The sequence below is a fragment of the Megasphaera sp. UBA4382 genome (assembly GCF_002391155.1).
Classification (GTDB): domain Bacteria; phylum Bacillota; class Negativicutes; order Veillonellales; family Megasphaeraceae; genus Megasphaera; species Megasphaera hexanoica.
Genome location: NZ_DGRS01000075.1, coordinates 567 through 15447 on the forward strand (window position 1 = coordinate 567; position 14881 = coordinate 15447).

The 14881-nt window shown below is 51.7% G+C and carries 12 protein-coding genes; all 12 read right to left on the bottom strand.

Annotation, left to right across the window (positions count from 1 at the left end; genetic code table 11):
- The coding region (locus tag B4H10_RS08815) for a 4Fe-4S binding protein (RefSeq protein WP_292018677.1) at positions 1-1408 on the bottom strand (1408 nt) is incomplete at its 3' end.
- Positions 1409-2794 (bottom strand): aldo/keto reductase, encoded by a 1386-nt coding sequence (locus tag B4H10_RS08820; RefSeq protein ID WP_292018678.1) that lies wholly within the window; start codon positions 2792-2794, stop codon positions 1409-1411.
- Between the two features lie 77 nt (positions 2795-2871).
- Positions 2872-3321 (bottom strand): flavodoxin, encoded by a 450-nt coding sequence (locus B4H10_RS08825; RefSeq protein WP_075582222.1) that lies wholly within the window; start codon positions 3319-3321, stop codon positions 2872-2874.
- An 86-nt stretch (positions 3322-3407) separates the two neighbouring features.
- Positions 3408-4124, bottom strand: a complete 717-nt coding sequence (locus B4H10_RS08830; protein WP_292018679.1) for a flavodoxin — start codon at positions 4122-4124, stop codon at positions 3408-3410.
- Between the two features lie 57 nt (positions 4125-4181).
- Positions 4182-4562, bottom strand: a complete 381-nt coding sequence (locus B4H10_RS08835) for a MerR family transcriptional regulator (RefSeq protein WP_150824447.1) — start codon at positions 4560-4562, stop codon at positions 4182-4184.
- Positions 4563-4887: 325 nt separating this feature from the next.
- Positions 4888-7932 (bottom strand): efflux RND transporter permease subunit, encoded by a 3045-nt coding sequence (locus B4H10_RS08840; RefSeq protein WP_292018680.1) that lies wholly within the window; start codon positions 7930-7932, stop codon positions 4888-4890.
- Positions 7929-9020 (bottom strand): efflux RND transporter periplasmic adaptor subunit, encoded by a 1092-nt coding sequence (locus tag B4H10_RS08845; protein ID WP_292018681.1) that lies wholly within the window; start codon positions 9018-9020, stop codon positions 7929-7931. Before B4H10_RS08845 ends, B4H10_RS08840 begins: the two co-directional genes overlap by 4 nt.
- Positions 9017-9478, bottom strand: a complete 462-nt coding sequence (locus tag B4H10_RS08850) for a MarR family winged helix-turn-helix transcriptional regulator (RefSeq protein WP_113856058.1) — start codon at positions 9476-9478, stop codon at positions 9017-9019. The genes B4H10_RS08845 and B4H10_RS08850 overlap by 4 nt, the downstream gene beginning before the upstream one ends.
- Positions 9479-9651: 173 nt before the next feature.
- On the bottom strand, positions 9652-10179 hold the full coding sequence (locus B4H10_RS08855) for a hypothetical protein (protein WP_292018682.1): 528 nt from the start codon (positions 10177-10179) through the stop codon (positions 9652-9654).
- Positions 10180-10269: 90 nt separating this feature from the next.
- Positions 10270-10710, bottom strand: a complete 441-nt coding sequence (gene mscL / locus B4H10_RS08860) for a large conductance mechanosensitive channel protein MscL (RefSeq protein ID WP_059077161.1) — start codon at positions 10708-10710, stop codon at positions 10270-10272.
- Between the two features lie 104 nt (positions 10711-10814).
- Complete coding sequence (locus B4H10_RS08865) at positions 10815-11147, bottom strand: YerC/YecD family TrpR-related protein (RefSeq protein WP_059077160.1); 333 nt, start codon at positions 11145-11147, stop codon at positions 10815-10817.
- Between the two features lie 88 nt (positions 11148-11235).
- On the bottom strand, positions 11236-14874 hold the full coding sequence (locus B4H10_RS08870; protein ID WP_150824592.1) for a PolC-type DNA polymerase III: 3639 nt from the start codon (positions 14872-14874) through the stop codon (positions 11236-11238).
- Positions 14875-14881: the final 7 nt, after the last annotated feature.

The following is a 14881-nucleotide window of genomic DNA, read 5'->3' on the forward strand; positions in this document are numbered from 1 at the left end:
CACAGGAGCCGCAGCCGATGCAGCGTGACCCATCGACCTTGGGATAACTGCGGCCGTCGCGGTTTTCTACCATAGTGATGGCCTGTACCGGACAATGGCGGGCACAATTTCCACAGATGATGCCCTCACGGGCAATGAGGCAGTGAAACTGGGCATAGCGGGCAATGCCGATTTTCGTCTGCTGTTTCACATCCAACTGTAAAGGACGGATGGCCCCGGCCGGACAGACCTGGGAACAGAAATTGCAGTTATACACGCAGTAGCCGCGGGTAAAGTCCATATAAGGCTGACCCATCTGCATGATTCCGTTTTCGAGGACAGCCGGCGTCAGCACCTTGCTGGGACAGCGGCTGACACAGAGATGACAGGCCGTACAGTGCTGGGAAAAATCAGTCAGTGACAGGGCTCCCGGCGGCAAAACCGCTTTCTTCCCCTTTCCCGTTCCCAGCAGACCTGGAATCAGCGGCTGGCTGCGTGCAAGGCCCGCGGCCAGCGTTCCGGCAGCGACAGCTGTCGTAATCAGCATATCCCGGCGGCTGATGCCTTCTGTCTCCGGCATTTCCGGCGCTTCTTTCTCCTCAGTCCGCTCTACAGCACTTTGTTTCCTGCCACGGCGGGACATGGACAGTGCTCCTTTGGGACAAATGGAGATGCAGTCAAAGCAATCGACACAGCGGCTGGAATCTACGATTCCATGAGCCACATCAATACAGGACGAGCGGCAAATCTTTTCACATTGCCCGCACCGGACACAGCGGCTGCGGTCAATGATGGGACGGAACAGGCTGAAACGGCTGATCGTTCCCAGCAAGGTTCCTACAGGGCACAAGGTGTTGCAATACCAGCGGCCATACCGCCAGGAAAAGATGGACAGGACGAGAAAATACACCCCGGCCATAACGACAGCCGGGCCTGCCAGAGGCAGGATATCCACTTTCGATATAATCGGAAGCCAGCCCAATGAAAGACCTGCCAGGCCATTCCACACATACGATGCCGGGACGGCCAGTATATCTGTGACGATACGGCCAAAGATACTGTAGGGATCGACGAGAACGGGAACCAGCGATATGCCCATCAGCAGGGATAAGGCCACTGCGGCCAGTATACCATAGCGGACCCATCGCTGTTCTTTATGAAAAGTAAATTTCCGGCGATTTTTTTTACGCCGCTTTGCCAGCCAGTATATGGCGTCCTGACTGATTCCCAGGGGACAGAGCACACTGCAGTACAGCCGGCCACAGAAAAATGTGACGAGAAGAATGACAGCAATGGCAAGGACATTAGAAGCCAGCAGGGCCGGCAGGAACTGCCACCGGGTAAGGAACGGCGTCACTACTCCACCAAAAGACAGCAAGACGGCCGCCATCGTAAGCCACGACAGGAATATGCGTCCTTTCTGTATCATCTATATCACGACCTTTCCCGTGTCCCGGCTGAACTGCTGCACCATATCATCAATAGCGCGAATATTTTTGGAAATGGGAATATGCTGGGGGCACCGTGGCAGGCAGGTGTTGCAGGCCGTACACTGGGATGCCCGCTGATTCCGTTCCAGATTATTTTGATACCGCGTCAGGAACTGCCGTTTTTTCGCATCATCCGCTCTGTCCGGATGGGCCATATCGATACCGGCCGGTTCACCAAAGCGGTTATACAGTTGAAACACCGTAGCTATATCGACGCCGTAAGGACAGGGATCACAATACCGGCAGTACGTACAGGGAATGGCCGTACTGTCCGCGTTCTTTCCCATAGACCTCTGAATGGCCCGTTCTTCTGCTGGCGATAAGGGGCTAAAATCGCTCATGGTCCGGACATTATCCAGGACCTGTTCCAGATTACTCATCCCCGAATTCATCGTAATGACCCCGTCTTTCGATCCTACCCAGCGCAGTGCCCACGACGCCAGGCTGGCGTCAGGATGCAATTCTTTCAAAATTGCCGCTGAAGAAGCTGGCAGATCAGCCAGATTACCTCCTTTGACCGGTTCCATGACGAAAATGGGGACGTTCTTTTCCCGGCACTTGCGGTATAAATCGCCGGCCTGACGACTGCCCGACGGCGCTTCTCCCATATCATTCCAGTCGGCATAGTTGAGCTGGATCATACAGAAATCCCACGGATACTGGTCCATGAGATACTGGAAGAAAGGCACGTCGCCATGAAAGGAAAATCCCAGACAGCGGATGCGGCCCCGGGATTTCTCCTGACGAAGATACTCGAGGATTCCGTTCTGGATATACAGCCGCTCAAATTCGTCCCGGCTGGTGAGAGAATGGAGCATGTAATTGTCAAAATACGTGACCTGGCAACGGTCGAGCTGCGTTTGGAAAATCTCCTTTGCCTGATTGAGGCTCTCCAGAATCGGCGTCGGCATTTTATCGGAAAGGAACACACTGTCACGGGGGTATTTTTTTAGGGCCTGGCCGATAAAGCCTTCCGATTGCCCGTCATGATAAAACCAGGCCGTATCGAAATAATTGATGCCGTGGCGGTAGGCGAAATCAATCATCTTTTCGCCCAATTCCGTATCAATGACCCGGCCCTGGGCAGAGAATTTCGTCGGCAGGCGCATGCACCCAAATCCCAACAGAGACAGGTCTTTCCCCAGTGGGGCATAATACCTGGTCGCAACCCTGCCCATATCCTGCCCTGCATCAGCTGCAGCTTTATCGGCATCGAGAAAGGCCATGATTTCATGACGTTTCCACACGGCCCCGCCAGCAGCCATACCGGCCAATCCCCCACCGAGAATTTTCAAAAACGTGCGCCGGCTCACTTCCTTACTCACGAAACCACCTTCTTCTTCGTTCTTTGTACGTCCGCCTGACTTATTCTGTATGAGGTCTTACTGATTTCATGAACAGATTAAATAATATCGCTTTTTACACTGTGGTTCAATAATTTTCCTGCTTTAATATCCAGCGCAGGATATTGTTTTTGCAACGTCTTAACGGCTGTCTGCAAGCCACTGCCACCTGATGTAGCAAAGACTACAATTTCTTTATTGCTCAGATCATTGCTTTCTACAAATGTGTTGATGATTTTAGGTGCGATACCCCACCAAATGGGGAAGCCCAGATAAATCCGGTCGTATCCTGCCAAATTCATGTTCCCATGTTCCAATGCCGGCCGGACTGCATCATCGAGATTTTCCTGATAACTGCGGCTCTTCTGATTAGTCCAATCCAAGTCAGCCAACGAGTACCGTTGTGCCGGTACGATAGCCTGTATATCCGATCCAGTCACAGCAGCCAGTTCCCTGGCCCGTTTTTCCGTAATGCCACTGGCTGAAAAATAAATGACTATTTTTTTCATGTTATTACCTCCATCATTTAAACGTCTTATATTCTTTAATCATGAAATCTCAGGAAACTGCCCGTATTCCAAATCCCGGTGAACCATCACAGTAGGCCTGCCTGCACCAGCCAGGAATCGATGACGCCGTAATCCGTATCTTTATCCAGAGTCAGTCCTTTGAAAATCCGCGCGCCCGGTGCTGCCGCTGCCAATGCAGGCAGTGTCACTTCAAAGGGGCTGCTGTAAGAGCACATATAGGGAACGATGAGCTTTCCTTCCAGATTCTGTCCTTCCAGGAATGACGGGATAATCATAGGAGCCGTGAACCACCAGCAGGGATAGCCCAGGACGATGACGTCATACTGGGAAAAATCCGGCCGTTCCCCTGCCAGCTGGGGCCGGGCGTTGTCATCGACTTCTTTTACCGATTCTTTTAGGACTGTCGAGTAATCACGGGAATAATCGGGATCCCGCTTGATTTCATATATGTCGCCGCCGATTTTATCATGAATCATATGGGCCACTTCCCCGGACCGGCCGCCCCAGGTAAAATAAGCGATGAGGATGCGCTGACCTTTGTGACTTCCCTTTGGTTCTTCCTGGATGGTCTTGATAGATGCCGCTTCCTGCTTATGCTTTGTTTCCAGCTCATCCTTGATGTCTTCCGACATAGGTTTGCCCGTCTGATTCGGTACGTAGACCCCTGTCGATGCCGATGGGGTATCCTGCACTGCCTGGGTATTTTCTGTATTTCCGCAGGCCGTAAGAGTACAAAGAACCATTCCCATGCATATTATCTTTAAGATAGATGTAAGTTTCATACGGTATTCCCTCTCTTTAAAATATCATATTCACGCGTACGGTGACACGCCCCGGGCCTATTCCGGCACTGTCTGGGAACCGGCCATCATGCAGGTCTGATGCCGGGTATACAACAATTGGTTGATTTTCTTCAGAGACTGCTGCAGCTCAACCATCTTCCGAAGCAACGTTTTCTGCGTCGCCAGTAATAATATATGCTGCTGTTCTTTTCCTTCTTTTCCCCCCTGCATCAACTCCAGATAGTTCCGGATATCGTTCAGAGAAAGTCCGCTGGCTTTTAAATACACAATCTTCTGAACTTCTTCAATTTCCACCTCGCCATATACCCGGTGTCCGCCGGCATCACGGGGAACGTGAGCCAGCAGCCCGATTTTTTCATAATACCTCAGGGTATCTTCTGAAAGATGTACCCGTTTGGCCATTTCCCGTATAAACATATTCTCCCCTCATTTCTACACTAATACACCATATCATAGAGTCAATACAGCCATCACAGTAAGATTGCACACAGCGATAATAGTTCTTTTTCATAAGGCAATACTTCTTTTCTGGCTGACTCCTGATTAGTTTCATTTCCTGCTTGTATTATATGGTCCCGGTTGTGACATGTAAAATGCCTATTATCACAAGTTAAGAAATGCTCAAAAAGCATAGCAAAAGCAATAAGGTAACAAAAAACAGAGACCGTAGCAAAATAGCTCTAAAAGCTCGTTTTGTCACAGTCTCTGTTTTAACTTAGATTAACTAACTATATTGAAGTGATTACGACGTACGTTTCACCTTAAACCAAGCAGCGTACATAGTCGGAAGGACCAGGAGTGTCAGGACTGTCGCTACGAACAATCCACTGGCGATGGCGACAGCCAGCGGCCCCCAGAAGACGCTGCGCATGAGAGGAATCATCCCCAGAATGGCCGCTGCCGCTGTCAACATGATAGGACGGAAACGCATGACTGCCGAGTCGATGACGGCATGCCACGGGTCTTCTCCGGCTGCCATGTGCTTCTGGATCTGATCGAGGAGGATGATAGAGTTACGGATGATCATCCCGCCCAGCGCCAGGATTCCCAGATAAGCCACGAATCCCAGGGACTTGCCAAAGAGGAGCATCCCCAGGGATACGCCGATGAGTCCCATAGGCGCCGTGACCAGTGCCAGTACCATCAGCGACGGGCTGCGGAGCTGGAACATGAGCAGGGTCATGATGATGATAATCATGACCGGCACGGGAACGAGCAGATAGTTCAGTGATTTCTTGCTGTTTTCCAGCGCCCCGTCTACTTCAACGGTATATCCAAAAGGCATGCTTTCCCGGATATCGGCAATGGAATCATAGGCCTTCTGCGTTGCGTCGTTGGCCGTTCCCGACTTGATACCGCCATTGATGGTAATGGTCGGCTTTAGATCCCGGCGCCAGATGAGTCCGTCTTCCCCTTTATAGGAAATCCGGGCAATCTGTTCCAGTGGCACGTAACCGGCCTGGCCAACGTAGACAGGCAGGCTCTTGATCTTGGAAAGGTCATTGCGGTCGCTGTCCTGAAGGCGGAGCTGGATGCCGATGGTCTTATCGCCGGCATAATACTGCGCCACTGTAGCGCCGGACAATTCGGTGTACAGGGTCTGGGCAATATTCTGACCGGAAATTCCCATGGCCCGCAGTTTATTCTGGTCCAGTTCGACGTGCATGACCTTGTTTTTCTGATTCCAGTTGAGGAATACGTTTTCCGTATTGGGATCTTTGGCTATGCGGTCGGCAATCTGCTGGGCATAAGCTTTGACCTTATCCGTATCATAACCGGATACACGCAGCATGATGGGATAATCCGACGGCGGACCGAGAGGCACGTTCTTGACATTGCAGCGGACATTGGGGAACTGGTCCGCCATTTCCTGTTTGATTTCCTTCGTCAGTTTTTCCCTCGTGTCCGTGTCTTTGGCGACGACGACAAACTGGGCGTAGTTATTAGCCGGCAGGACCGGTTCAATGGTCAGGACAAACCGCGGTGCCCCTTCGCCGACATAGTAGGAATAATCCTTCAGCTGGGACTGCTGCGTGTCGAGATACTGGGCAAAACGGGCTGCCTCATTCTGGGTAGCCTGCATGGAAGACCCTTCAGGGAGGGTCATTTCCACAATCAGTTCGGGACGCAGGGACGGCGGGAAGAATTCCTGGGGAATGAGTTTCATGAGTCCCAGTGACAGGACAAACATAGCCGCCGTACCGCCGATAACTACCGCACGGTGTGTCAGGCACCAGGTCAGGACCTTGCGGAAGAACACGTAGAAGCGGCTCTGATACAATGGCTCTGGTTTTTCGTCTTTGCTGACTTTCGGCTTGATCAGATAATAGCCAAAAAGAGGCGCTACCATGACCGATACAATCCACGACAGGACCAGCGATGCCGTGATGACGGGGAACAGGTCTTTACAGAATTCCGAGGCGGCCCCGTCGGCAAAGGCGACGGGAATAAACCCGGCGCAAGTAATGAGCGTGCCCGTCAGCATAGGCTTGGCCGTCGCTTTGAAAGCATAGCAGGCCGCATCGACGCGGTTCATTCCCTTTTCCAGCTGGACGGTCATCATTTCAACAGCAATGATGGCATCATCGACGAGAAGGCCCAGGGCGATGATGAGCGATCCCAGGGACACTTTATGCAGGTCAATGCCAAAGATTTCCATTACACAGAACACACCTGTAAGGACCAGAGGAATGCAGAATGCGACGACCAGTCCCGTACGAAGACCCAGGCTCAGGAAGCTGACGATGAGGACGATGATAATGGCTTCCCGCAGGGTATTGATAAAGTCACTGATTGATTCCTTGACTACCTGCGGCTGATCCGATACCTGATGGATTTCCATGCCTGCCGGCAGGTCCGGCTTGACGCTCTGCTGCAATTTTTTCAGATTTTCACCGAGCTTCAGATTGTTGCCGCCGCTCTTCATGGACAGGGCAATGCCGACGGCCGGTTTGCCATTGTAAAACATCTTGGGATCCGACGGCTGGGTATATCTCCGTTCTACCGTCGCAATATCGCCGAGGCGGAATACACGGCCATTGGCATTGATAGGCAGATTGCGGATGGCTTCCACATCTTCAAAGACGCCGGACAGGCGGAGGTACACATTGTCCGATTTCGTATCCACCATGCCGGCGGGCGTCATGGCGTTCTGTCCCTTGACGGCATCGGCAATAGCCGTCGGCGCAATGCCCAGTTCAGCCAGCTTGGAATTGGCCACTTCGATGTAAACCTTTTCCGATTGTTCTCCTACGAGTTCCACCTTGCTGACATCATCGACAGACATCATCATGCGGCGGATCTTTTCAGCCTTCTGGCGCAATTCCTCATAGGAATAGCCGTCGCCAGTGATGGCATAGATAGACCCGTAGACATCGTCGAAGCGGTCATTGTAATAGGGACCATACACACCATCGGGCAGGTCTTTTTTCATATCTTCCGTCAGGTTACGCACTTCATGCCAGGTACTGCGGATACTGTCCCGTGGCGCCTTATCGTCGAGGTACACGTAAATAACCGACTGACCGGGACGGGAATAACTTTTGATATAGTCGAGGTTTGGCGTATCCTGCAGTTTCTTTTCGATTTTATCGGTTACCTGTTCCTGCATCTGCTCTGCCGTCGCGCCGGGCCAGGCTACAGAAACGACCATGGTCCGTACCGTATAAGTCGGATCTTCCATGCGGCCCAGTTTCATGTAGGAGAAAATGCCGGCAATGGCGATGAGGATGATAAAGTACCAGACGAGGACCCGGTTGTGGATAGAGACTTCCGATAAATTTCTCATTCATCTTCCCCCTCTACCCGTACGGTTTCACCGGCACTGAGCATGTGGACGCCGGCTGTCACGACTTTATCGCCACGGGTAAGGCCGGTAACCTGTACCGTATTGTCGCCAAAGTCCGTGACCGTTACATCTTTAAGGGACAGCGTATGATCACTTCCGACAACCCATACCTTTGGTGTGTCCCCGGTCTGATAAATAGCCGAAATCGGCAGAGTAAAAGTGTCACCGGCAGATGCTTCTTCACTGCCGTTGGCCACCGTCGCCGTCATGCCGAGCTGCATTCCTTCCGGCGGATCGGGCAGGGAAATATCGACTTCATAGGTCCGCGATGCCGCATCTGCCATAGGCGATACTTCCCGTACGACGCCTTGTACATGCTGGCCCTGCAAGGCCCAGAAGGACACGGATACGGTCCGGCCAACGGGAAAATCGGCCAGCTTGTTTTCCGGCACGTTAACTTTGACTTCCAAATCCCCAGAGTGGACCAGGGTGACGACGGTCTGACCGGCCGCTACGACCTGCCCAACTTCGGCGGAGACAGATGAAATGACACCGTCGGCATCGGCGGTGAGCTGCGTGTAGGACAACTGGTTTTCCTGGGCCTGCCGGGCTGCCAGGGCCTGATTATACTGGGCGGCAGCCTGGTCATACGCCGTCTGGTACTGATCGAGTACGGAGGCACTGATGGCATCGACCTGGTACAGCTGCTGATAACGGGCCAGATTCGACTGGGCCAGCTGCAGCTGGGCGGCCGCGGCGTCTACCTGGGCCTGTGTCTGATTGACGGCCTGGGCAATATCCCTGGGATTGACCGTCATGAGGACATCGCCGGCATGAACCTGGGAACCGAGCTGCACGTTCCGCGCCGTAATCCTGCCGCCTGCCTGGAAAGACAGGTTGCTCTGATACCGGCCTTTGACCGTACCGGAATAAGTTCCGGCCGTACTGCCAGCCGTATCACTGCCGGCGCGGATGACCTTGACCAGCTGGGCCTGTTCTGGTTGTTCCGTCTTCTGGCCGCATCCCGACAGGGCCAGTGCCAGCACGACCAGCAGGGCCAGTGCCGTATACGTTCCATTTTTCTTCATAATTTTATCTCCTTTACCGGGCCAAGTGCCGGGATATCGGCATGTGCCGCATTTTCCGCAACGGCATGCATAATATCCAGGGCCTTGTCCAACGCATGTTCATCAATACCCTGCACCAGCGCTTCTACCCATTTTTTCAAGATATTTTCCATCGTTCCCTGTAAGGACCAGGCTTTTTCTGTGAGATAAATATATTTAACCCGCCGGTCCTGCTCACTCTGATTACGGAAGAGGAACCCCTTCTCTTCCAAAGTCTTGACGCAGCGGGCGACCAGTGCCTTATCCGCTTTGATGGCTTTGCCTAATTCATTCTGCTGACATCCACTGCGTGTATACAGACTCATGAGGATGATGTACTCGGAATAGGACAGATTCCAGGGTTTACAGATTTCCGTCACATAGGCCTGGGAACGCCGGTTTATGATGCCAAAATCATGACTGGCTTTAAGATAATCCATACAGCACGACTTCCTTTCTTTTAGTTGATTTAATCAACTAATTGCCTATAGTATAGCAAATTAAAGGTGCAAGTGCAATATACATCGTCTGTTCCTCACAAAAAAACTGCCAGCCAGATTCTTATCTTCTGACTGACAGTAAGGGAATTTCCCTTTTCCGGCAGACCCTGATCTCATACACTGCCTATGAGATGGTTCATCAGACCTTCCGTTCCTGATGCGGCCTCGGGAAAGCGGCGCAGATCCGTCTGCCCTTCCATAAAATCGAGGAAGGCACACATACTCTTTTCTATATCACAGCGGCTTTCCTCTGAGACAGTTTCCAGCAAAGCCTGCCGGTTCTGGTCGTACCGCCCAAGAATGGCCAATAAATGGCTGAAATCAGCCTGCTTCCCACTCCACTTCCGGCAGTCTTCCAAAAAAGCCTGACAGGCTGCTGTCAGAGATACGACCGATCCGGCCGTGCCCTGCCGGATACGCCAACTGTCCAGCACAGTCGAAAAAAAAGTGAACAACGTGATGACGGCCGTCCGTTCATACCGCCGCACCAGCAGATTGGCCTTCGGACTCTGCTTATGACGGTGCCCGTCTGCTTTTTTACAAAAGAACTGATAATCTCTCCACAAATCTTCCTGCAGCGATTCTTTCACTATATTCATATCACCATTCGAAAAAATAGTGACACCAAACTTGGTTTTCAAGTCCATCACACTCCGGAAAACAAACTAAACGGACCTGCCACACACATAAGGCAGGCCCGCTTCATCATACCGTTACATTCCGGCATCGCCCTATTTTTCAGGCAATTCACTCGTACAATGGGGACACCGTGTCGCATCGTCTGCAATGGGCTGACGGCAATACGGGCACAGGCGGGGTTCCGCTACCGGTTCCGGTTTGGGCAGCAGACGGTTCAGCTGACGGATGACGATAAAAATAGAAAAAGCAATGATGAGAAATTCCAGTACCGTATTCAGGAAAGCACCATAGGCAATGACGGGAATACCAGCCGCCTTTGCTTCTGCCAGACTTCCAACGTGCTGTGTACTGAGGGGAATAAAGAAATCGGAAAAATCAATACCTCCCAGGAGAACGCCGATAGGTGGCATGATGATATTATTAACTAATGACGTGACAATCTTGCCAAAGGCACCGCCGACTACGACGCCGACAGCCATATCCATGACATTGCCGCGCATAGCAAATTCTTTGAATTCCTTGATGAAACTCATTCCATCCACTCCAATCCGTTTTACATAGGAAACATTACATAGAACCTGTCTCATCATATACTAATCAGCGGATTTTTGCAATATGTTAAAACGAAAGGTTGTTCTTATTTTTTCCCACTGCTCAATTTCAGTAAGTCGGGATTCTTTTTTGCCATCCGTTCGAGAATCTTGCTGTATCCGCCACTGCCATAATTCAGGCACCGCTTGATACGGCTGATCGTTGCCGTACTGGCCCCGGTCTTTTTGACGATATCTTCATAAATATCACCGGCCTTCAGCATCCGGGCTACTTCCAGACGGGACGAAATGGCTTTCATCTCCTGGATGGTACACAAATCTTCAAAAAACTCATAACATTCATCGATTGACTGGAGTTCCAGGATTGCCTGGAAAAGCTGGTCATGAAGATGATCCCTTAATTTTTCATTGACAGCCATGATGACACCTCACTTGCCGCTTTCATACTTTAGCATAGTAAATACTCTACCTTATTATAAAGCAGAACGGCCGCTCTGTCGATACCTCTTACATGGCAAATAAATCGAGTTGTTCATCTTCGGGCAAATCGTCCAAGCATCCTTCGGCCGTCATAGCATCAACAAGGGACTTGGACACTTTCCCGCGGATCTTCAAATCCGCTTTGGATGTAAAAGGCCGTTCCTCGCGGGCCGCTACAATCTGTTCGGCAACGTTGGCACCCAGTCCGTCAATAGCCGTGAATGGCGGCAGGATTTTCCCATCGCAGACGGTAAATTTCGTCGCTGCTGACCGTTTGATATCGACGTTCATGAAGGAATAACCGCGAAGGCTCATTTCTTTCGCCAGTTCCAGAGCCGAATACAGATCCTGGTCTATTTTGGACGCGCTCTTACCCTGAGCCTTGATTTCCTTCATGACCTTCACCTGCGTATCCAGCCCATGGATCATGGCCGATAATTTGAAGGCCTTGGCGCGGATCGTAAAGAATGCCGCATAATACGCCAGGGGATAGTTGATCTTATACCAGGCAATGCGGAAGGCCATCATGACATAGGCAACGGCGTGGGCCCGGGGGAACAGGTAGCCGATCTTATGGCACGAGTCGATGAACCACTGTGGAATGTTCCCCGCTTTCAGTTCCCCTTCATAATCAGTCGTCTTCTGCCCGGCCTTGTTCAGTTTGTCAATACCCTTGCCTTTACGGACGTTTTCCATGACCTTGAAGCTCGTCTTGGGCTTGATGCCATGCTGGATGAGATAGTTCATGATGTCGTCACGGGTAGAGACGGCTTCTTTCAGCGGTACGACTTTATCACGGATCAGGTCCTGGGCATTGTTCAGCCAGACGTCTGTCCCATGGGAAAATCCGGAAATACGGACCAGTTCGGAAAAGGTTTTCGGTTTCGTATCGACCAGCATCTGGCGGACGAAAGGCGTACCGAATTCGGGGATTCCCAGACTTCCGACCTGGGAGCCCAGTTCTTCCGGCGTCAGTCCCAGGGCCTTCGTCGAACTAAACAGGCTCATCGTTGCCGGATCATCGAAGGGGATGGTCGTCGCCTTGATGCCAGTCAGATCTTCCAGCATGCGGATGACCGTCGGATCATCGTGGCCGAGAATATCCAGCTTGACCAGACGGCCTTCGATAGAATGATAATCGAAGTGGGTCGTAATGATGCCCGAATCCTTTTTGTTGGCCGGATACTGTACAGGCGTAAAATGATGGACATCCATGTCGCGGGGAATGACCATGACGCCGCCGGGGTGCTGTCCCGTCGTATTCTTTACGCCCGTACAGCCGGCGACGAGGCTGTTGACATAAGCGTCATTGACTTTAATACCGCGGGCATCGGCCCATTTCATGACATATCCATAGGCCGTCTTGTCCTGGACGACGCCGGTCGTACCAGCCCGGAATACGTTATCTTTACCAAAAAGTTCTTCCGTGTATTTATGGGCTTTGGGATGGTATTCACCGGAGAAGTTCAAGTCGATATCCGGTACTTTGTCTCCGTCAAAACCAAGGAATATGGCAAAGGGGATATTATGGCCGTTCTTTTTCAGATCCGCCCCGCACTTCGGGCATTTCTTGTCGGGCAGATCGAAGCCGCCGCCATATTCGCCGTGGGTAAAAAACTCACTGTACTGACATTCAGGGCACACATAATGAGGTGGCAGCGGATTGACTTCCGTAATATCCGACATAGTCGCGACAAAGGACGAGCCGACGGATCCACGGGAGCCGACCAGGTAGCCATCATCATTGGAATGCTTGACCAGCTTGTGGGCAATGTAATACAAGACGCCGAACCCATGGCCCAGGATGGATGTGAATTCCTCAGTCAGACGGTCTTCTACAATCTGGGGAAGAGGATCGCCATAGATTTCATGAGCCTTGTCATAGCACATCTTTTTCAGTGCTTCCGAAGAGCCGGCAATCTGCGGGAAATATAGTGTTTCTTTGGGCACAGGCCGGACATGGTCGATCATGTCGTTAATCTTGTTGGGATTAGTGATGACTACTTCCCGGGCCCGGTCTTCACCCAGGTAGGAGAATTCCTGCAACATTTCATCGGTCGTCCGGAAATACAGGTCCGGCTGATACTGGGCATCTTTAAAGCCCTTGCCGGTCATGAGGATTTCCCGGTATATCTTGTCTTCAGGATTGAGGAAATGAGCGTCGCAGGTCGCTACGGTCATTTTGCCCAGCTCATCGGCCAGGCGGATGATAGTGCGGTTGATATTGCGCAGCCCTTCTTCATCTTGTACCAGCCCTTCCCGGACGAGGAACTGGTTATTGGTCAGGGGCTGGATTTCCAGATAATCATAATACGAGGCTATCTTCAACAGTTCTTCATAGGGCAGGTTTTTCTGCACCATCGAGCGGACCAGCTCCCCTGCTTCACAGGCCGACCCCAGAATCAGACCTTCGCGGTATTCGTTGAGCACCGCCCGGGGAATGCGTGGCCGCCCGCGGTAGATATATTTCAGGTGGGAAATGCTGACCAGTTTGTATAAATTGCGGATGCCTATCTGGTTTTTGGCCAGGATGACGATGTGATACGATTCATCTACTTTCGTATCGAACAGGTAGCCTTCCATTCCATAGATGACTTTGACGTTATTCGTCTTATCCGTTGAAATTTCCTGCAGCAGGGGAAAGGACTGGACGACGCCGTGGTCGGTGACGGCAATGGCCGGATGATGCCATTTTTTGACGGTCCTGATGAGCTGCTTGACCGTAATCAGGGCATCCATATCGCTCATGACCGTATGCAGGTGCAGTTCCACCCGCGGCGTCGGATTGGTATCTTCCCGTTCGACCGCACCGCCTTTGGAAGGCATGATGCTGTCCACGTTGAGGACATAGTCGTTGAGATAATCGCTGTATTTGACATCGCCATGGACGCGGACCCAGGCTCCTTCTTTCATGTTGCCCTTCAGGGCCTCCAGTTCTTCTGCGGTAATCGTATTGCGCCGGCGGTACTTGCTGTTGCTGCTGCCACCGATGTCGAGGAATTTCTGGGCGGAAATACCATTGGTCTTATCGGCCATCTGGAAGTTCAGGATAATGCGTTTCGTCTTCGTTTCCCGGAACTCTACCCGCACCAGTTTGCCCCGGAAAATGACATCGGGCCGTTCTTCTCCCAGGACATCATTGATGGGCGTAACCTCGCCATCGACATATTTTCCCAGCCAGACGCGGCTGTCGCTTTGGGCCGGACTGGTGCTTCCCTTTTTACTGCTGTGCTTCGTACTGCTGTTTTCTTTGCCATTTCCTGCAGCAGCCGCACAGGCTTTCTGGTATTCCGGATCATCTTTGAGCCAGTCTTCGTCGTCGTTGACATCATATATATCTTCGTGAGGAATACCGTACCCATCCATATCATCACAACTGACCTGGACTGCACTATTCCACTCCGCTTCCGTCTGGCTGAGAGGAATATCGCCGCCGTGGCGTATAAATTCCACCTCATTTTCCAACGTCACTTCTCCCGGCAGCTGCAACGCCTGGCAGACAGCCTGTTTCAACACGTCTGCATCAGTTACCTTCCAGTCCGATTTCGTGCGGACATGCCAGCGTGGGCCCGGGTCTTCTGCACAAATCTCATGGACCAGGACATAGTGGTCCTTATCGACAGGGATAGAAAATTCTTTTTTCGGGAGAATGTGCCAAATTTTCATAAGGTTT